The sequence below is a fragment of the Agaribacillus sp. DX54 genome, assembly GCF_056858335.1.
Window position 1 is genome coordinate 185692 of record NZ_JBXEQE010000008.1, and the last position, 21243, is coordinate 206934.

The window sequence follows — 21243 nt, forward strand, 5'->3', positions numbered from 1 at the left end:
GCTATGAACTCATAATCCTGCGTGTTGATAATCAATAGTTTCGTTTTCTCTCAAAAACATTAATCTCATGAAAATAATAAGAAAACTGCTAGTAACTACAGCTTTGATTCTGGCGATTGGGAGTTCTTTTTCGGCTTTTCCGCCACAACAGGCTTACTTTTTAGATATGTTCACCAGGATGGTGCAATTGGGCGCAATCACTTCTCCGGCTGATACGGATATAAACCCATGTGGCATAACGGGAATATATATATGTAGAGTAGGTATATACGATGCATATTATAGTGAATACGGAGCTGAGCAACAGGACTTGTCAACTTTGTTAAAACGAGATTAAAAATAGTTTCAGAGATATGAACGTTTCGAGAACACCTTTATTGGTTACTATTTTCATGATAGAAATTAGTATGCTAGTTGTATTGAATTCAAGGAGGCAAGGGTTCTATTATGATCCACCTAGTAAGACCGTACAGTTAGGGGATATCACTCTTCCATCAGATAGGGACAGTTTTTCTTGTGGGTCCACTGGAAGCAAACTCTGCTTGATCGGTCCCTTTACTGCATATTGGGATGAGGAACTCACGATGGCGTTGAGATATGATTAATGCCATACTCAACAAGGAGAGATAATATTGACTCGACTGTAGCCCAGGTTTTGGAACTTCCCGAATTCTACGCCTTGTGCCTGGAATCCACTTTTATTTACTATTTTATTCAGTGCTATCGAATTTGATCAAACCTTATCTTCAAATAAATTCCCCTACTTTTAGATGTAAGCTATAGAGATGAATTTAGAAAACCGCCAGACATCTTTTGTTCAAAAAAAAATTGTCACTGATTATGGAGAAATTCTGAAAGAACGCCATCTCACCTACCGCCCGGTTGATTATTATTACCAGGTTGGAACCCCTAAACAAGTGCAGGGATGGATCTTGCACATTTCTGCTATAAGAATTCAAATACCTACTCTTTTACACGCTATTGTGCCCCTATTGAAAGAGCATTACACATCATTTAAGATTATACAAACCATTGAAAAAGCCTCTATGATTTGCGATGGTAGCCTGGGTTACCACCAGCTTGGAAAAGTGGTTTGTATTTATCCTCCCGATGACTCGATTACGAACATATTAGTAAAAGAATTACTTGCCATCACAAAGGATTTTGTTGGTTGCCATATTCCCACAGATTATCACCTGGGAGGGACCCTTTACACACGTTATGGCAGTTTTAACCCTATTATTCATCCCGATCTCACCGGGCGTATTGAACGCTACATTAATGATCCAAACGGCCAGTTAATAAAAGATGAGTTGAGTATACCTTTCAAATTTCCAAACGATGTAGCATGGCCATTTAAGGATTCTCCAAAACCCGTGGTGGAAAAACCATCTACTTTTCTCAAAGATCGCTATAAGATCATGTCCATATTAAAACAGGATGCCAAAGGACGGGTAATGAAGGCTTTGTGTTTCCAAGGGTTTAAAGTTAAATGGGTTGTTGTGAAAGAAGCAAAACAGGGTATTAGTGCGGATGACAGTGGCCGGGATATCAGGGATCGGTTGCATTGGCAATTTGACTTATTGAAAGATTTACAAGGCAAGCTCGCAGTACCCAAAGTTTATGATTTTTTTATGGATAGGGGAAACTCCTATATAGTAATGGATTTTGTAAAGGGTAAATCATTACACCAGGTGATCATAGACACTTATCAATCTTCAGTATGGTTCAAATTAGATAAAAGCCAAAAATGTCTTTTAGTTAATCTGCTAATAGAACTACTGGATGCTATCCAAGCGATGCACCAGGGCGGGTATTTACATAGAGATATTACGCCAGTCAATTTTATTTTCGATCGAAATAACAGGTTAGTACTCATTGACCTGGAAATGTCCTGGTCGGTAAAAAGTGGCCTGCCTGCTCCTCCGTTTTCATTGGGATCTGATGGATATATGTCACCCGAACAGATAGCCATTCAAAAACCGAAACCAAACCAGGACATTTACAGTCTTGGGGCTATTATGATCAACTTTTTTGTAAACCTGCATCCAAATAAATTTGCATGTAGCGACCCCCAGTTGACCGATAAGCTGAATTTCTTTATTCGGAATGAGCAAATATCCCATCTTATTGCTACTTGCTTAAAAACTAATCCAACCCAAAGACCTAGCCTTGACACAATCCGATCACGATTGAAGACGTTTAGTTCACAACTGGACACTTACAATCACGTGGAAGAGTATGTTTCAAAACCGATAACCAAAGTTATCGCGCAGTTGATCCATGCAATAGGTGGTACTATAATGGTACACGGAAATGACATCTGGCTTTCTAATGCTTCAAAACATGACGAACCATTAGTTAACCCCCAGGCAGGAGTGGCACAAAGCACGGGCTTTTATTTCGGCGTAAGTGGCGTTATCTATGTATTGGCCCAGGCCAAATGTCTAAAATACGATATAAAGTGCATTAGGGAAAAGTATTCGAAAAGTTTGCAATTTCTGCAAAGCAACTTCCTGGACCTATTGCCCAATACCATACCGGGTTTATACCACGGAGCAGCAGGGGTAGCCTTGTCAGTGGCAAAGGGAATAGAAGCAGGTTTAATAAACCAAACTTATCAACTTGGTATTGAGAAATGCCTGGAACTTCCTACACCCGACTTAACCATAGCACATGGGGTTGCCGGCCAGGGAATCGCTACTCTTAACTGTCTGAAATTAATAAAGACCAAAGAGATCGAACACTTGTTGAAACAGCAAGTGGATATGTTACTTGAGCGTCAGCAAAAAGATGGATCGTGGCAGGCTATCTCCTACCATGATCAAAATCCCACTACTTATACAGGCTTTTCCCACGGTGTAGCTGGTATTTGCTACTTCCTGCTAAGATACGTCCAGTATTCGAAAAATGCAGAGGCACAAATGGCAATAAAGAAGGCACTCAACTGGTTGCAAAAGGAAGCAAAAACTAACAAACTAGGCACCTACTGGTTTGTGAATAACCATGACAAACTTTCTGATCCTTGGTTTAATGATGGAGTTACCGGGATTGCTTATTGCTTCATTGAAGCATACCGGGTAACAGGTGATCCAATTTACAAAAAAATAGCAGAGAAGGTGTTACTGGGGCACCCAAGGTACTTGGTTCAATCTAATTTTTCTTTGGCCTATGGTATGACTGGACTTGCCGAAACCTATCTCACCGCTTTCGAAGTTTTCCAAGATAGTGAGTGGAAGAGTAGGGCGGATTTTATTGTAAATACCTTATTACACACCTCTCGATGTTCAAAAGGAGAATCATGCTATTGGGCAGTCGAAGACAAGAAAATACCTACAGCAGACTTGATGTTAGGTAATGGTGGAATATTACATCTCTTAATGAGATATGATTCGCAATCAACAAGTTTTATTCTATAAACACCCACCCTAGTTGTGGCATGGGTGGGTTATTTATCGCATTTGGAGTGGTAAACCGGGGTAATTGGTATCAAGCTACCGACTTATTTAGAAAAACCCTACTAATGATTTCTTGAGCCAGGATTCATAAAAGGAATCAAAAACTATCTATGCGAATAACTTCTAACGTATTATTTCCTTGTCCGTCATCGGATTGACCTATGATGGCAAAGGTTACACTATTAAAAACTGGCCTTGGCCTGCCTGACAGCGGATTAAGCGCGACTGTACCCACCGTGTTATCATCATTATCCTTAAATTCAAATTGGTAGGATCCAACTGCGCTAATAGCACTCAAACTGTTTAGATTAGAAACGTCCTTAAAAGCCAATCCGTCAGCCAAATTTTCAGTTTCCCCGGTAATGTTCACAGTAACAGGGCCAATATCCGGTGAAAAATTGGCAAAGCGGACGCCTACAAGACTGTCAGTTGAATTGAGCAATGCATCTTTGATCAAAAGGCCCTCTATCCCTTGCCCTTCGCTCACCAAAAATAAAGTCTGGATATCACCTGGCGGCAGGTTAACTTCCTGGCGTAGAATAGGACTCAATGTATCCGCTTCCGGTACGATTATGATCTCTCTTGTCGCATCAGGGGGCAAAGTAACACGCGTACTTTTTGAAAATTCAAGAGTGGGAATATCGATATAAGCAATATCATGATCAAAATAATTCACGAGGACTGCAGGAGCGCCTACTGCTACATGAATAACTTTGAGAGACGTACCCACGGAGGGAAGCCCATCGTCTTCTTCACATCCGATCATGAAACCAGGAGTTATAACCAATAAGGCTATGACATAAATTTTTCTAATGTGTTCTATATACTTAATCATTATTTTAATCTTTTTCATGGTTGATGAATATTTATTGAGCTGGATCACGAATTACAACTACCTTCATGGGTTTGGTTGATTTTTCAAGGATCAATCCCAAAGATTCCAAATATGCTCTGAATGCTGGAAAGTTGGTTTGATGATCTTTGTAAAGCACAAAATCAAATTCTATATGATCGATATCGGAGGCATCAATAAATGGGACTTGGTCTTGTAGAGGAAGGTTGCCGTAATCATAATATTGATAACCAAACTTGGTACCTAAGACCCATATTATATCGCGTGTGGTTGCGTTAGTATGGACAAATTTGCCATTTAGACCATCGGGATACGTAACATTCCATGCTTCACCCGGGGTTTCAGTTTTTAGAAGTTTTCTAGCTTTCTTTGTCGCCTTAAGTTTCCAGCATGGCATATCCCGGGTCTCTACTGCTACTTCATAGCCAAAGTAGCTTTTAAGATCACGCTGCATTACTTCCTGGATAAACCGTGCAGATGCACGTTCTTCCGGCACTTCAACACTGTAATCGTATTTACTTTTAAGAGTAGAATTAGCAGCCCATCGATCACGCCATCCCGTTGGCTCGAAGGGTGAGCGGTCACTTACCTCCAAAACCGGCTCATACCAGAATTTTCCATAAGAACGTTTCTCATAGGGATCAGCAATAGTGTCGCCATAATTATAAGTATCCGCATACCTTCCATATACAAAGTTTCTAAGAGTGTCTCCGTAAGCTGCATAATATAGATCAAATAGGGCCATATTTACCCATTGTGCCCTGCCCGGGTGGGGATAATGATAACTTTCTTTATCATTATCGTACCAGAACCTACTACTAACATATTGTTCATTTCCCGATTTTAAACGAACATCGGATTTTTTTATGATCGAACGAAACATATAACCTGTTTCATCAAATCCACCATTGTCATTTACAAGTAAAGGTTTGTTACGATCATAAGTAACCTTCCCTTTTTTTGCTTGCTCACTCTTGTTGACCGCTTCCGATAAGGTGTAGTCATCAGACATGACCCATTCAGCCACTTCTTCCACAATTCTGAATTGAGTACCTACACCTATCCAGGCAATGTATCCATTTCTATCTACTATGAAACTCTGCGGTATCCCGGTAAGACCGGCGGCTTTTAACCATTTTTTTTCTACAGTTTTCCAGGGATAATCTACTGCTACTGTATAATCCATTTTATCTCCTTGTTTTTGCACAAACTGTTTAACCCGATCAACATAAATTGGGTTACTAGTGGTGTCCGGTTCGTTGTTATGTTCCATTACAAAAAAACTCATCACCCGAAGTTTACCTGGATGTTTTTTTGCAAGGGCGGTTAAATGTGGTATAATCTTTATGCAAGGTTTACACCATGTTGAGCCAAACTCCACGACATATACTTTTCCTTTTTCAAATGTTGTAACCGGTGTGCCTTTTATCCATTTGAACGCGCTGATCTTTGGGGCAGGATCTCCGATTTCAAGTTGAGCATTTCGGGCATGAGACTGGCTAATCCACGATAAAAGTAGTATTGTTGATAATATATATCTTGTTAAATTTTTCATTATGATTTTTAATCTTGAGGGTGATAAGCATTACCATAAGAGTAATGCACAATCACTGTTATGAGAGTACTAATACACTTTAAAACCTTAATTGTATCCTGCATTCTGGGGTAGCAAGTTGGGATTATTATCGATTTCCGATTCCGGTATCGGGAATAGGATATCTGTAGTCTGCCAGTCTTTACCGGGCAATGTGGATAGTACTTCATCCGCTTTATTTGTCCGCTTTAAGTCCAGCCAGCGATGGCCCCATTCGGTAAATAACTCCACTCGCCTTTCCCGTTCAATGGCTAATAACAAAGAAGCCTGATCATTGGCCGTTGTATTTGGTAACCCCGCCCTATTACGGATAGTATTTAAATCTGCCTGTGCGCCTGGAATGTTGTTTTGTTGTGCCCTGGCTTCAGCACGAATTAGATACTGTTCGGCAAGCCGCAAAACCATCGAGTATTCAGCTAAAAAATCGGTTACGTTTTTATACTTAAATGGGTAGTAAAAAATATCAGTGCCTTCAACAATAGTACCAATCCAATTCACCTGACGGTTGTCCCCTGGTTCAAAAACGTTGTAAAGATCTTCTTTTAATGCTACTGTATTGCCTGATGAACGAGGTCCCTGGTTGAGTATAAACAAAACAGCCTGGGGCGTTCTAATTGATGGTGGTTCAATTAGTTGTAATTGCCATATGGTTTCCTGGCTATTGGCCAGGAAAACACCGTTTAGATCAGTTTCTAAATGATAGTAACTACTATTATTGATTACCCGGCTACTATATTCCTCTGCTTGACTCCAACTCTCAGTATACAAGAAAACTCGTGCAAGTAGTGCTTGAGCAGCTCCCAAATTGGGACGTACCCGTTCTTCTCTGCCAAAAGAAAATCCCTCTTTAAGCAACATTTCGGCATCTAGCAAATCATCAATAATCTGTTGATAGACTTCATCTTCCGACTTACGATCTACCGAGTTGTTTTTGTCAAAGTCTGTAGTAAGAACCACAGGAACAGGGCCAAACAGATTAACCAGGTAAAAATGACAAAAAGCTCGAATAAATTTTGCTTCACCCTGCAAAACACTTTGAACAGAATCAGTTAGCGTTGTGGTTTTTTCCAAGCCTTCCAGCATTTTGTTGGCATTGAGGATATACCTGTATGATGCACCCCAAAAGCTACCTGTAACTATGCCATTAGTAGGTAATAACATATTTGTGGCAAATTCTTGGTGTGCTGTCGAGTTGGATACCGTAAAAAATTCATCAGATGCAAGGCCCGTAAAGTGTTCTATATCTGCCGAGGTAAAGCTATTGGCAGTGCTGATCATTTCAGCATAAATTCCACTCATTGCAGAAATAGCTGTAGCATCGCTAGTAAAAACCGTCTCGCTGATAATTTCTGAACGGGGAGGATCTACATCAACGAATTCCTCGCATGCAGTACAAATACACATTCCAATTAGTAACAGCGATAAATACTGCTTACCACTTATTATATAAAATATATTTTTCATTGATTTATTTCTTTAATGGTTACAGGGTAAATTGAATACCACCCGTGACAAACCGAAGGGGGGGCAGGTTAGCTCCATTTACCTCCGGATCTAATCCATTATGACCTGTTATTGTTAGGAGATTCTGTGCCTCAGCAAATAAACTGAGGTTTTGTATGTTGAACCTAGAAAGAAAAGTTTGAGGTAGGTCATAGGATAATGAGATATTTCTTAGGCGAATAAATGAATTGTTTACTATCCCACGATCAGAGAATATGTATTGATTATAGTTATCAAAGCCAGTGGCTATGCCAAATGCACTGTATTGCATAAATGTGGCATTATCTCCTGGGTGTTGCCATCTGTCTACCACCACGCCCGGTTGGTTGCTCCGTCCAGATGGCTGTGTAAATAACCTGAAGTAAGTTTCACCAGTTTGTTTTACAAACTGAACAAGAAAACTTAGTTGTAAGCCTTTATACCTTAAAGTATTATTCAGACCCCCAAAGTATTCCTGGCCTACTTCAACATATTTTTGGCGATCAGCATTTGAAATCCTCCCGTTACCATCGTAATCCACGAAATCGTACAACCCGGTCTCTGGATTGAGTCCAACAAATTCAAATTTTTTACCGCTTAAACCCATTATGGATTCTCCTACCTCCCACCGGCCATCAAAAATGGGGAAATCCTCAATATCAGGGAATTCGATTAACTCATTCCGAGGAATGGTTAGGTTAAAGCCGGTTGACCATTGAAAATTGTTACGCTGGATATTCATGCTGTTAATTTCGAATTCCCATCCCCGATTTTCCACGGTGGCGGGTAAATTAAATTGTATACTGTTATCACCAGTCACCAGGGATAAGGGACGACCTACCAATTGATCTGTGGAACGGTTTCGGTACCAACTAATCGTAGTGTATATTTTATCGTTCCAAAGGCCAAATTCTAAACCAACCTCCAGCTTTTTAACCGTCTCCCAGGAAAAATCAGGATTGTCCAGGCGTGTTACAACCAAACCCCGATAACCGTTGTACGGATCATCAGACAAAGTGTAACTGTCCAGGTAGCCATAATCGCCAATGTTATCGTTACCTGTGGTGCCATAGCTGGACCTGAGTTTTCCAAAGCTTAGAAAAGGAAGGGCATTTTTTACGAAGTTTTCTTCAGAAAAGATCCATGCTGCACCTATGGCTCCGAAGTTACCAAATTGCTTACCAGGGCCAAAGCGGCTTGACCCATCCCTTCGACCTGTGAGGTTCAAAATGTACTTACTATCCCAATTATATTGCGCCCTTGCGAAAATGGCGTTATAATGATATTCAACATAATCTGAGGCTTGTATCTCTAAATCCGTGGCTGCTTCCGGGTTTAAGATTAATGCGTCACTTGAATAGCCCGTAGCCCGTAAAGTTTCCCTTTCTCTTGAAGTTCGTTGAAAAGTGCTGCCTACTAGGACACTCAAATTTCCTTTGCTTATGGTTTGTTGGTATTCAAGTTGTGGTTCAGCAATCCAAGTATCTACACGTGCTTTGGCAAAAGTACCAGAACCAGTTACATCTGGCGTAAGCTCTGTCGGATCAAGGGCACTTAGTGGCTCAATGCGAGTTTCGTTAACCCACATACTGTTGTAGCCAAAAGAAGACTTGATCCGCAATCCATCAAATAATTCATAGCTAAACCGGGCATCGGAAACTAGGTTATCAGTTTGATCACTGTATTCTTTTTCAAGAAAGGCAAGGGGGTTATCCCATGTTCCATTTTCCCAGTTTAGGTTACCTGTTTCGTCAAACAGTGATGGAGCATTAGGGGCCAAAGAGAGAGCCACCCGCGTAAGATCTTCAAAAGGTAATGTGCTGTTACTGGAGGTGTAATTGGCAGAAGCTGATATATCTAGCTTTCCATCAAGTGAGTTATGGGAAAAGCTAAAGCGGCCTGAACCTCGCTGAAATGAATTATCCCCAGGATATACGGTCGATTCACTAAAAAAAGCACCTCCAATTAAAAAAGTCGTATTATTGCTACCCCCGGTTAAGGTTATATTAGCATTAGTTTGATGAGCTGTCCCTCCTAATAACTCTTCTTGCCAGTCCGTTTGGCGATTGGAATCCCAAATATAGGCGTGGGGGAAAATTCGTCCCAGGGTCTCTATGGGTAATCCATCTAACCCATCATTGGCTATCCCTTCTAAGGTCATGTCAATGACTTGATCGGTGTTCATAAGATCAATCTTATTAGTTACTTCTCCAACGCCATGTGATAAGTTAACGCTGAGACGAGGCTTTCCACCTTCCGCTTTCTTTGTTGTAATCAACACCACGCCATTTGCACCTCTTGAACCATATATAGCTGTGGCATCTGCATCCTTTAATATTTCAATGCTTTCAATATCATCAGGATGAATTGCACTCAAAGGATTACCACGCAGTTTTGTCCCACTAATAATCCCTTCATTTAGAGAGTTGGATGGGAATGGTACACCATCAACGAGGTATAAGGGGTTATTCCCATCAGAACGTAAACTGTTCTGGCCCCTGATCTGGATATCAAATCTTCCACCTGGCACCCCCGTGTTCTGAGTTACAAACACTCCTGCCATCGTGCCTTGCAAGGCCTGTAGTGGATTGGATATGGCCTGCCGCTCAATATCCTTTGACGTTACTTGCGAAATATTGCCTGTGTTGTATTTTTCCGGTACCTGCCAATAGCCGGTACTTACTACCACCTCGTCTAGCGAAGTCACATCCTGTAGCATCACAATATCAATGATTGAACGACCAGCTATTTCTACTTCTTCCTGTATATAACCGATAAAAGAGATAACTAAAGTTGTAGTATTATCCGGTATAGAGAGGGCATAATTGCCATCCCTATCGGTAACGGCACCCACTGTGGTGCCTTTAATTAGTATGCTTGCTCCTGGTAAAGGCGCGCCCTCGTTATCGGTTACTTTTCCCCTGATTATCCTGTCCAAGGTGTGATCAGCTTTCTTTTCCCCTAGCTTACTCTCACGCTTGGGTGTGTCCACAACAATACTAGTGGCATCAAGCTGTTTAAAAGTCAAACCCGTTTGGCTGGCAATCTCCTGCAAAACAAACGCGACACTTTGTTTTTCAACTTTTAAAGTGATCTGACCAGGTAACTTGTCAATGTTTGTTGGAGAAACTTGGAATACAAATTCCGTGGCTTCTTCAATCCGGGAAAACACCTCTTGAATGGAAGCCTGTTTAAATTCGAGAGATACCTGTACCTCCCGGATACTCTGGCCGGCAGAGTTTCCAGCAAACAAAACTCCTGAGAAAATGGCCGTAAGAACTGTTATAGTGCATAGACTAGACATAAAAAATATCGTTCTTAATAGATATTTTTTCATAATTTTACAATAGTTTAATTGAGTGAATAAATTCAATAAGCTGGGCCTGCTTGGGTGGGGTGCGTAGGAACATTTTCACCTAACAGGCCTTTAATTTTTTTACCTTTACATTTTTATCATATATTATAGTTTAGTTTTAATATCCATTTTTTAGTGTTTCAGTTCATAAGTGTCTAATCGCAATTTTTGCCGTTCAGCACAACCAGCTCCCCGGAAAATTCATATTCTATGTCATACATGAATTTCAGTGATTCAAGAACCTTTGTAAGACTAGGATCTTTAAATTTTCCCCGGAACAAACAACCCCCTATTTCTTTGTTTTCAACAATTACTTTAACATCATACCATTTCTCCAATATTTTTGCAGTCTCCATGATGGTTTTGTCATTGAATATCAAAATGCCGTCCTTCCAGGCAACCAGTTCGGTTATGTCGAGTGTCTCTTTTGTCAATCCCTGGGTGGGTTGATAGTTTGCCACCTGGTTAGGTGTTAGGAGCATTCGATTGCCCGGCTGTTCAGAATTGCTATCATCATTGATTGATACCGCTATCTTTCCTGTGACTACTGAAATCTCAATTTCATCATCCTTGGGATAAGCCCTAATGTTGAAGGAAGTACCTAATACCGTGGTAGTTACTTCACTGGATTTTATTACAAAGGGCAGGTTTACATTCGGGGTTACCTCGAAAAATGCCTCTCCCTCAAGGAATACCTCCCGGACATCACTATTATTAAAAGTTTGGGGATATTTTAGTTTGCTATTGGCATTGAGTTTTACCTTGGTACCATCAGAAAGCGTTACGGTGGATTTTTGTCGGCTTTCCGTCTGGTATACTAAAAAATCCGTTTTGGGGGACGTATCGTACAGCAGATAATAAACAGATAAGGAAGAGAGGATGGCCAGCGCCAATACTGCCGCTACTTTGTACCAGGTACGATCTTTTCTTTTGGTGTTAATCAAAGGGAGAGGGGGTCTCTCCTTTCTCTTATTGATTGTAAGCATTACATCATCCAAAAACTTGTCCCGGTCCTTTGCCTTAGATTTTATGTTTTTGGCCTTGGATTTCTTTTCCAACAACAACGCCTTAAAAGAATCCAGTTTCTTTTCATCTGCATTTTTTTTCCAATAATCAAATAGGATATCAAACTCCTTTGGAGTAATTGAATCGTTAATATATTTTTTATACAGTTGATCTATATATTTTTTATTTTCCATCAGTTCCAGGAAACAGGTATACTCTAAACTATTGGGAGCCTCGAGTTCAGTAAGTCGGTCTAGGATACAAAAAGGTCGAAATACCTGGCAAAGGTACCAGGTGAGAGATAAGACTATCGCCGGGTTGCGGCAAGTTCGTGAAGAAGTTTTTGCTGGAGAATTTTATTGTGAATGGCCCGGATGATAAAAGTTTCTTTTTTATCAGCAGTTGTTTCGGGTACAATACGATCCTTAAAGGTAATAGAATTTTGAATTTCTTGCCTGAGTTCCTGGTCAGAAGCTGCCTGCCCTAACAGGGAACAAACACAGTTTTCAAGAATCCTAAATAATTGAATGCTTAAATCAACATTGGGATCAAGAGATGCCCTCTCATCATAGATCCGTACGAATGTCTCTTTAAGCACAGACTCCGCTAACCGCTGTGACTTTAACGCACTCAATGCATAGCTCAAAAACTGTTCATAGTATTTTTCGTAGAGCTCCCTGTATAATTTCTGGTCTCCTTTTCGCAGTTTTTGTATTTGCCTTTTTTGTTTGTTAAGCATGTAAGAATGAACTTAGCGAATAACGAATATTGTTCTTTAAATGTAATCCTATTTCACAATATGTGTCAAGTCCAGAATGTATTAATTTTTTATGAAATGTGTTATTTTTCCATGAAGCAGGCTGAAAATTTAGACATGTTATCTTCATAAAGTACAATAATGGAGACAATTTTATTACTAATGGATTTTAATAATACAATTCATAAAACTTCGCAAGACTATGCATACCCGAGTAAAACTCATGTAAGATTTCTGTTAACTTTACATTAATTTTACTTTTCATCAGGGTGCATTATCCCTGGCACTAAAAATCTTCAATATAGGTTGTTCAGGACTTAAGGGGAGTCGGGATTATTGCAGTTTTTTTTGCAAACGGCCTTAAAGGTAATCAGCGAAATGAAAATCCCAAAGATCAGGAAATAAAATATACCTACATTTGGAATTCTCTTGAAATGACTTATCGTCTCAAAAGCCTTTACACTTTACAATTGTTTAATAAACCAATTTTCTTTTAAAATACTTACTTAGTCCTACAGTTATAGTCAGCAATTGTTTAGAATGTGTTATAAATTGGTGTGATAGTGAAAGAAATCGACCATATATTGAAAGTGGTAATGGGGATTTCACTCGGAGAGACCCTATTTAGATAATCCCTTCTTCCGTTCCAGCACAAGAGTAAAAAGACTATCAGCCTTAGAACCGGGATTTTCAAACCTGATCTCGGCAACAGCCCGTTTTCTTTTGAAAATATTAAAAGGAGCTTTCCCCGGTCGTTTGTAGTAGTAAAATATGTTGAAATTATGGATAACCCGGTAATCCACCATTAGGGTGTCAAGACTGGGAATATATAATCCGTCAAACTTCAAATCTCGGTTATCTAATATAAACTTCTTAGCGGGTAGTGGCTCGGGTTGGTTGATTTTGTAGATGGTATCAATCGAACCTGTTTGAAAAGATCCTAATGTGGAAGCTTTGACGGATGAATAGCTAATTAAATTTCTTTGTAGGTTACCTACTTCTTTCTCTATAACCTTTTTCAAATCTGCCTTTAACACGAGCTTAGCATTGGCTGCACGGATCTCGGCAATTTCAGCCCGTGCCCGATTTTTTCCTGCCTCATCTTTCCAAGTGCGGATCTCCTTTTCCTGGATTTGATAAATCTCTTTAAAATCATTGACTTTGCTTTTCTCTGTTCCTAATAGATGAAGTAGTAAGGCAATAGCAGCCATAAGAAACAAGGGATAGTATTTTTTCAGAATTGATAAAACTTTTAGCAACACCATGATCATTTACTTTGAATTGAAATTTTCAAGCAGCATTCGAACATATTGGTTAGTATTCTCTACTTTTTCGAGTAGCAGCTCATATTGCTTTTCCATAGTGGTTTTAAGCGTCTCCCAATAAAGCTTACTTTCATTTTCTACTTTGATGATCTGAGTCTGGAGATCGTCTTGCTCTTCAGCATGGGCCTTCAGGTCTTCATATTTCTTTTGGAGGTTTTCTGTGGCATGGAGAGCATCCTTTGAGTTTCCGATAGCTTCCTTGTGTTCCAGGTATAGATTGCGAAGGAAAAAAGCAATAATACCAATCAGTACCATGGCAATAAACCCTAAAATGGCCAGTATGGGTTGATTTATATTTTGCAACATATTATTAACTATTAAAAATTTCTGGTTCTTTTTTCTTTATCTCACCTGGCTTCTCAATATGGTCCCCCATAATTGCTTGTTGAGATATATTGTATCTGGTTCCTGTGACTCCATAGCGATTTTTAGTGGCCACGGCATAATTATTTACAAAGCTATCATCCACTTTCACTACCTCTATATTGATACCGGCATCAAAAAGGGGAGCCGTACCACCTCTGATCGTTTTCTGGGTAGTACGTTGGAAGATAACCAGGAATATGGTATCCTGGTGTTCCTTCCTAAGCCGGTCAAATTCAATAGATGGTACACCAACCTTATTCCAACTATCCAGGACGATAACATCAAATTTTTTAGCAGCTTCTTTGATCGTACCCAGGCCTTTAGGTAATTGATCGGCAATAAATATATTTTTAAGGTTTTCAGACTGAATATAATCTTCTCGCATTCGTCTGATCAGGTCGGACTTTCTTCCAATTTCCAGAGAAAAGACAGCTACCTCACTCCCAATATTTGCAAAGGCATTGGCCAACTGATAGGCTAACCTGGTTTTCCCTCCCCCCTGATCGCCTTCTATAGTTATGGCCAACTCAAAGCGTTCCAAATCACCAAGAAATTTCCCCAACTCGCCCTCCAGCCGGAAAATGTTTTCGGAGGGCTCACTTTCTATCTCATCCATTGAGTCGAAGATTTCAAGGGCTCTTTTCTTAGGCTTTATAGGGGCTATGTTAATATCATCGATGCCATCAAAGCCATTTAAATAATCTATGGAATAAGGCCGCTCCATTATAATTTCCTTCAGCTCAGCCAACCATTGTTCGTTGATTTTGATCTTAACCGAGCCGTTTTCCGGTAAGATGTTATACTGATAGATGAGTTTCTTTTGAATCTGCTCAATATGATCAGCATAAGACGAGGATTTTCTGATTTCCTTTCCGACAATAGCTTGTTGCAAGGCCTTGATGTAAATACCAATTTGTTGTTTCGTTTGAATTTTGTTGTGCAGATTGATAAAACGTTCAATGAAAGTCAGGTCTTTAGCAGACCTGTTTTTTGACCTACTGGAGTTAACTATATTAGATTCTTTATTTGCCAGATGTTCATTAAGGCTTTTCAGATATAGATCCAAGGTTTCTTTAACAGTTTCATCTATTTGATACAAATGCACCGCATCAACAAAGAACTGATGTCCTTCCTGTAAAACCTGCGGTAACTTTCTTGTGTCAATAATCTCTATGGATTTTAAGTAATTGGAAGCTGAAATCATTCTTTACCTTTTTAGCAATAATGGGTGGAATGAATGATGTGGTTTCCGGTTGGTTCGGGTTGAGTATTGTTTGTAATGAGAAAATATATGATCTTTTAATCTTAGCCACTTTTTGAATCATCATCACCATACTTTGGGCCCTTTCAAGGGTGATGAATCTGAGAATGATTTATACCAATTGTTTAAATACATGATTGATAAGCAAATAGAAATTTATCAAACAGAGGATGGAGAAGCTCAATTAGATGTTCAAATAGGAAATGAAACGGTTTCGTTAACTCAGCAACAAATGTTGGAGCTTTTTGATAGTAGTCCAGTTAATGTTACAGAACATATTAATAATGTGTTTGATAAAGGAGAACTTAATAGAGAAGCAACTAGTCGGAAAATCCGACTAGTTCGTATGGAAGGTGATAGACAAGTTGGTAGGAATATAGATCATTACAATCTTGGTGTTATTATAGTCAACATTCTCATGGAAAGGGAAAGCCGAGGCATAACAAGTATAATTGTATGCAGCTATCAGTTTGAATTTACTCGCCACCAGATATTTATTGTAGCTTCAGCCTCAATTTCAGGCTACGGGCTTTCATTTGTAACTGTCTGGTACCAACACCGGCAAGATTATCACTAGCAACTTTCTTCCGATCATTTTCCAGTAAAGCATGGATATCATAATTAGCCGTCAATACCTCGGTTTTAGTTTTCTTTTTATCATGTACAGACACATATTGCTGCATGCTGTGGAAAGTCCATTTGTTTTTCCGAGTGTATTTGGTCAACACTTCTGACGGATAGCTACTAAGTAGAAATTGGCCGTTGATGCCACTTAGCAGGTCGAGTAAATTGATAAAATCTTTCTGCGTGTAACCTTTATAATGTCCCATATCTGAATTAAAATAGGGCGGATCAAGGTAAAAGAAACTAACATTGGTATCCCGGCTTTTAATTACCTGAAGGGCATCATTGCATTCTATAGATACCATATCCAGCCGATCGGCAATGTTTTTTGTGAAACTCAGCTTTTTATTGACGAATTTTCTCAAAGTGCCATTGCCCTTTCTTTCATAAGCATAACCACCAAAGATTACTGAGGAATAACTCATATTGGTTTGCACCCAAAAAGCCCAGGCCCGCTTTATTTTGCTTTGATCCTTCGGTTTTTTTAAGATTTCCACCGTTTCACGGTGAATTTGACGGCTGTGAGGTGTCGCCTGAATAAGCTTTTCTAATTTTTTGAAATCAGTTTTGCAAACCTGGTAAAAGTTGACCACCTCTCCGTTGAGGTCGTTAATCACCTCTATTTCACTTTTTTCTTTGGCAAAGAAAACTGCAGCACCGCCCACAAATGGCTCACAGTAAAGCTTATGTTCAGGTATTAAAGAAAGAATCAGACCTACCATTTTTTGTTTACCACCATAATAGGTTATGGGGGTTTTCACATTGATGTAATCCAGGCCTTCAAGAGGTGACTCTAATCCGGAAAATGATTCTAGTTTTAACATTTTGGATTGGACTGCCTGTTCACAATTGGTTTCTGCCAGGTTACAATATTCCCTTTTAGCATCAATACCGATAAACTTCCTCCCAAGCTCAATGGTTGCAATCCCAGTGGTTCCTCTACCACAGAAAGGATCCAACACTATCCCTCCTTCCGGACAACCGGCCAAGATAGGTTTGGTGATCAATTCAGTGTTGAAACCAGCATAATGATTATCTCGATTACCTTTGGTACATATCTTCCAGAAATCAGTCACATCACCGGGGTTCTTACCTTTTGGGTGTAGGTGATTGCCTGGTTTGATCTCTCGATTTACGGCCAATTGTTTATTCTGCTCCTCCGACTTGCCGTATTGATTTCGCTCTATACTGGCCTGGCTGTATTTTCCCCGAATTGCATCCAAATTAAAATAGTACTTCCCATTTTTGGTGAAGAAAAAAATGTGCTCATAACGAGTTGAAAAGCGGTCTTTCACACTTTCTGGTGTGCTGTTTGGTTTAGCCCAAATAATATCATTTCTCAATATCCAGCCCTCTTCAATACATTGTATGGCAAACCTGCAAGGGATCAAAGAAAGGCATTTCTCCGGAAGCCCCTGATCTACAACCCTTGTAGTGGAATAATCATAGTCTTTGCCACGATAGATAGTCTGAGGTAAGTCTTTTATATTTGTCCATTTCTTAGAGTTATGGTAAGTATCCCCGAGATTAATAAAAACGGTTCCATCATCTCTGAGCACCCGTTTGCATTCTTGCATGAAATTCTGAAGATTTTCCAGGTACTGGTCAATGGTCTTTTCCAACCCCCATTGGTTTTTAAACCCATAGTCTCTTTTCTGCCAATAGGGTGGCGAAGTAATGATGCAATGAATGGATGAGTCTGGAATGGTAACCATCACCTCAAGCACATCTCCACAGAGAATGGTGTAAGGGTTAAAATCTGACGAATTCAATAATCCCTCTTTTAATCGCTTCCTTGCCATTACAAATTACCTTCTCGTTTCAACTCTTTGGTAGCCCGTTGTATAGTCCTTGTCCAGGGTTCATTCTTTTTTCTGATCTTCTTTGCCCGGCGGCTTATCAGGGTTACTCGCTGAGTATTGGCACGCTTGCCTGCGGTAGATTTTTTTCTTTTGTAATGTTTCATCCTTATCTACTTTTTTAGATAAGGATAGAAAAATTATGAATTATGATTTCTGGTTGAGTCGGGTTGGTTCTATTTAAATCAGTTTAAAATGACTATAAGTTTCAAAATTCGGACATTGCTACTAATTGAAATCATAAAAGTGTAATCAGGCGGTGTGATTTTTTGCAGTAGTTATCATATTTTGATTACTTTCGCAAAAAATCACTCTCTTGTAATAGGCTCCTTTGTTAGCTATCTAACCTTTCCTCTTTTTTGGCGCATTTCATTCTATTTACCCCGACTTTGTTACAAGAAATCCAATAATTTACCCATACTTTATGACAAGAGTATAGAAAAATTACCCTGACTTTGTGTCACGTTTAATAGGGCAATCATCTCTGAACTTGGAAAATGGGCTGAAAATCCAAGACGCAAACCGCTTGTTTTACGAGGTGCCAGACAAGTAGTAAAACCACGGTGGTAGATATATTTTCAAAGCATTACCTCAACCTGGAATTGCTGGCATCCAGCTTCAATGCGCTGGGAGGGCTCCATTCTTGAGTAAGTGAAAAGATGATTTCATCGGCAGAAATAGATTTTTTGTACCTGTATAATAACCTCCTGATATCATTGGAAGTTAAATCTGGTGCTACTGGTAAATTAAAGTCTTTACATATTGTTATGGATCATGTACCGCATGCCATAGCGATCCGATAATATTCCGGAAAGTTTCAAATTGATAAATTAACAACGGTTAGTGGAAAGTCCTTTTCCTTACTGAATTTACCATATTATCTGGTTACTCAAATAGACAGCTATTTAAATTGGTTTCTCACAGCATATCCGGACCGGATTGAATGATAATAGCATTAAAGAATGAAGGTGTTTTAAGTTGCCAAAGTGGTATTTATTTCGCATTCATTACCTTTGATTGGTACTTTATGCTGAATTATTCCTATAAGGTTGCCAGGTTAACGAATGCATTTTTAACTATCAAAAAATACAAAAAGCGCCGTTTCAGTCTTGTAATATCGGTTAATCTAGAGAACCTAAATTCCCATTGACTGTGCCTCTTAAATACAGTATTCAGATCCAATTTGTTTTAGATAGAACCTATTTTATCAACAATAGCCTCATTATGAATAGTAAATATTTTCCGGTATAAAGCGAAAAACCAGAAATTCATAAAAAATTTTCCAGTATAAGGCCGATTTAAGAAAATATTTTCCATTATAAATAAATGTGAGATCAATTTGACAGTTTAAGCCACAAGAATCGGTTTTAAGGGATCTATATTTAATGAGTGGGATTTTTCGTCACCAAAAAGAGCATTAAAATGCACTTTTGAAATCCTTGTCCATGAAAGCAGTGTTGAATAATTGAAATAGTGCATTTTAATGCACTATTCTAAGGTAGTAATATTATTTGATCGCATACATTAAAATGACTGTATCCATTCTTGGATCACTTAAACTTCTAACATTAGAAGTTATTTGGACAACACAGAGCGGCAAAATATCCGATTTCATATTGCATATTTGCCGTTATTTTAGTATATTCGTGTATTGGTAAAGTGTTAATGAAAATTTCAAAGGAAAAACAACTATGGCTAAAGCTAGTCTCGAGTTATCAAAAAGAATTATTCAGGTTGCACTTCTGAAATCAAAGAGCCTCGATGTACTTTTGGGAATTCAAAAAACCGAACGGCACGCTACAAAGGCATATGATGTCATTAGTGGTAGCACCATTGTATTAAATGCAGAACCAACCAGTTATGATGAAAAAATGGAAATGGTAGAATATGCTAAACAGGGTGTTAATGCCGCAACAATTGTTCGTCTTGCGGAACTTCTTGAAATATCCCAAAAAAAAGCGGCTGAATTTTTTCACTTTTCTGAAAGAACACTTCGTGATTATATCAAACGTGATGAGTTATTAGATGTTGATTCCAGTGAAAAAATCATTAAAATGTTTTCATTATATTTATTTGGTTCTGAAGTATTAGAAGGCCCTGATAATTTTGTAAAATGGCTATTCAAAGAATCTCATGGTCTAAGAAATAAAATTCCTGCCGATTTAATGCATACCTCTGATGGTATAGATTTGGTTTATGACGAATTAAGCCGAATAGAACACGGAGATTTTGCATAAAAAATTCAATGGAAATCTTTAGAATTACCAAACCCAAATATGCAGATTCTTTGAAGGCATCAGGGAATGAAGCCAGATGGAATCACAAAGGTGAAGATGTAATCTATGCTGCCTCTTCAAGAGCACTTGCTTCATTGGAGCTGATAGTTCACCTATCTGGATTCATATTAAAAAATCCATATAAAATTAATGTAATTGGTGTCCCAAATGACCTGTTAGTAATAAATATCAATAAAGAAGAAATGCCTAGAAATTGGGGTTCTTTATCTCCCTATAAAGAAACTCAAAAGTTAGGATCAGCCTGGTTGAAATCGAAAAAAAGCAGTATACTGAAAGTGCCGTCATCTATTGTGATTAATGAATATAATTATGTCATCAATACAAATCATACCGATTTCGACAAACTTGATATTGTTGATACGGAGGACTATTTATTTGATCCCCGCATTATTGATAAAATGAAATAATTAATCATCTATAACCATATGACATATTGAATTTGATTACCCACCAAGTCCTATCGCGGATCGTTAACAACACGTATTTAATTACTTATGGCTTCCTTCTATGTTGAAAAACAAGCTTATATTACATCATGCGCCTTTCATTCTTAACGTGTTTTTACCAACGGTGTAAGCATATGTGGCTGCAGGGAAAAATGGAGATTAATTCCGTCCAAATTTTGAGTCCCCTCTTTATCAATAGTAGTTACCAACACGTTACTTGGTTTATTCTCGGAGCTAAATTTTATCAGACTTTTTAATTCTCCAGGCTTTTGCAAATATCTGTTTGACCATTTAACTTCCAATGATGATAAGGCTACAAAAACTTCTATTTCCATTCAATTCGTCTTGGCCCTATGGTTTTTGCATTTCCCAAACCCTGTTTAGTTAATTCCATCAGGTATTCCCATTTCTTTCGAGCAGACCACGTTAAATATTCTTCTACAAATGAATTCTCTTGGTCATCAGGTGTTTTGTAACTGGGGTACCATTCTATTCCTCTAGACATAATGGTTCATTTATGGTACCCTAAATATGCATATTGTAAAACCAATTAATTATACT

Annotated in this window: 18 protein-coding genes; 5 read left to right on the forward strand and 13 right to left on the reverse strand. The window is 38.8% G+C overall.

Annotation, left to right across the window (positions count from 1 at the left end; genetic code table 11):
- The first annotated feature begins 67 nt into the window (after positions 1-67).
- Together AC04NP_RS11740 and AC04NP_RS11745 are read left to right on the forward strand one after the other, a co-directional pair.
- Entirely contained in the window at positions 68-337 is a 270-nt protein-coding gene (locus AC04NP_RS11740; protein WP_482859935.1) for a hypothetical protein, read from the forward strand.
- Positions 338-785: 448 nt separating this feature from the next.
- Positions 786-3419, forward strand: coding sequence for a lanthionine synthetase LanC family protein (locus AC04NP_RS11745; RefSeq protein WP_482859936.1), 2634 nt, complete (start codon positions 786-788; stop codon positions 3417-3419).
- A 136-nt stretch (positions 3420-3555) separates the two neighbouring features.
- On the opposite strand, the gene AC04NP_RS11750 is transcribed toward AC04NP_RS11745, so the two are convergent.
- The 9 genes from AC04NP_RS11750 to AC04NP_RS11790 all read right to left on the reverse strand — a co-directional run bounded on the left by AC04NP_RS11750 (position 3556) and on the right by AC04NP_RS11790 (position 15399).
- Complete coding sequence (locus AC04NP_RS11750) at positions 3556-4293, reverse strand: DUF4397 domain-containing protein (RefSeq protein WP_482859937.1); 738 nt, start codon at positions 4291-4293, stop codon at positions 3556-3558.
- A 31-nt stretch (positions 4294-4324) separates the two neighbouring features.
- Positions 4325-5866, reverse strand: coding sequence for a DUF3738 domain-containing protein (locus tag AC04NP_RS11755; RefSeq protein ID WP_482859938.1), 1542 nt, complete (start codon positions 5864-5866; stop codon positions 4325-4327).
- Positions 5867-5953: 87 nt separating this feature from the next.
- On the reverse strand, positions 5954-7369 hold the full coding sequence (locus AC04NP_RS11760) for a RagB/SusD family nutrient uptake outer membrane protein (protein WP_482859939.1): 1416 nt from the start codon (positions 7367-7369) through the stop codon (positions 5954-5956).
- Positions 7370-7388: 19 nt separating this feature from the next.
- Positions 7389-10724: a SusC/RagA family TonB-linked outer membrane protein gene (locus AC04NP_RS11765; RefSeq protein ID WP_482859940.1), complete on the reverse strand. Its 3336-nt coding sequence runs from the start codon at positions 10722-10724 to the stop codon at positions 7389-7391.
- A gap of 173 nt (positions 10725-10897) precedes the next feature.
- Positions 10898-11941, reverse strand: a complete 1044-nt coding sequence (locus AC04NP_RS11770; protein WP_482859941.1) for a FecR family protein — start codon at positions 11939-11941, stop codon at positions 10898-10900.
- Positions 11942-12054: 113 nt separating this feature from the next.
- Positions 12055-12486 carry an RNA polymerase sigma factor gene (locus AC04NP_RS11775; RefSeq protein ID WP_482859942.1) on the reverse strand — a complete coding sequence of 144 codons (432 nt, stop codon included), beginning with the start codon at positions 12484-12486 and terminating at the stop codon, positions 12055-12057.
- A gap of 638 nt (positions 12487-13124) precedes the next feature.
- Positions 13125-13715 carry a hypothetical protein gene (locus AC04NP_RS11780; RefSeq protein ID WP_482859943.1) on the reverse strand — a complete coding sequence of 197 codons (591 nt, stop codon included), beginning with the start codon at positions 13713-13715 and terminating at the stop codon, positions 13125-13127.
- A gap of 60 nt (positions 13716-13775) precedes the next feature.
- Positions 13776-14135, reverse strand: coding sequence for a hypothetical protein (locus tag AC04NP_RS11785; protein WP_482859944.1), 360 nt, complete (start codon positions 14133-14135; stop codon positions 13776-13778).
- 4 nt (positions 14136-14139) lie between these two features.
- A complete protein-coding gene (locus AC04NP_RS11790; protein ID WP_482859945.1) occupies positions 14140-15399 on the reverse strand; it encodes a hypothetical protein in 1260 nt (419 codons plus the stop codon).
- A 190-nt stretch (positions 15400-15589) separates the two neighbouring features.
- On the opposite strand from AC04NP_RS11790, the gene AC04NP_RS11795 reads away from it, so the two are divergent.
- Entirely contained in the window at positions 15590-16033 is a 444-nt protein-coding gene (locus AC04NP_RS11795) for a virulence RhuM family protein (protein WP_482859946.1), read from the forward strand.
- Here the strand turns inward: AC04NP_RS11795 and AC04NP_RS11800 are convergent.
- On the reverse strand, positions 15951-17852 hold the full coding sequence (locus AC04NP_RS11800; RefSeq protein ID WP_482859947.1) for a DNA methyltransferase: 1902 nt from the start codon (positions 17850-17852) through the stop codon (positions 15951-15953). The genes AC04NP_RS11795 and AC04NP_RS11800 overlap by 83 nt on opposite strands.
- Before the next feature lie 29 nt (positions 17853-17881).
- Positions 17882-18046, reverse strand: a complete 165-nt coding sequence (locus AC04NP_RS11805) for a hypothetical protein (protein WP_482859948.1) — start codon at positions 18044-18046, stop codon at positions 17882-17884.
- Between the two features lie 1584 nt (positions 18047-19630).
- Between AC04NP_RS11805 and parS the strand changes: the two genes are divergently transcribed.
- Positions 19631-20176: a type II RES/Xre toxin-antitoxin system antitoxin gene (gene parS / locus AC04NP_RS11810; RefSeq protein ID WP_482859949.1), complete on the forward strand. Its 546-nt coding sequence runs from the start codon at positions 19631-19633 to the stop codon at positions 20174-20176.
- An 8-nt stretch (positions 20177-20184) separates the two neighbouring features.
- Positions 20185-20643, forward strand: coding sequence for an RES family NAD+ phosphorylase (locus tag AC04NP_RS11815; protein WP_482859950.1), 459 nt, complete (start codon positions 20185-20187; stop codon positions 20641-20643).
- A 143-nt stretch (positions 20644-20786) separates the two neighbouring features.
- On the opposite strand, the gene AC04NP_RS11820 is transcribed toward AC04NP_RS11815, so the two are convergent.
- Positions 20787-21017: a hypothetical protein gene (locus AC04NP_RS11820; RefSeq protein WP_482859951.1), complete on the reverse strand. Its 231-nt coding sequence runs from the start codon at positions 21015-21017 to the stop codon at positions 20787-20789.
- A complete protein-coding gene (locus AC04NP_RS11825; protein ID WP_482859952.1) occupies positions 21008-21187 on the reverse strand; it encodes a hypothetical protein in 180 nt (59 codons plus the stop codon). The genes AC04NP_RS11820 and AC04NP_RS11825 overlap by 10 nt, the downstream gene beginning before the upstream one ends.
- Positions 21188-21243: the final 56 nt, after the last annotated feature.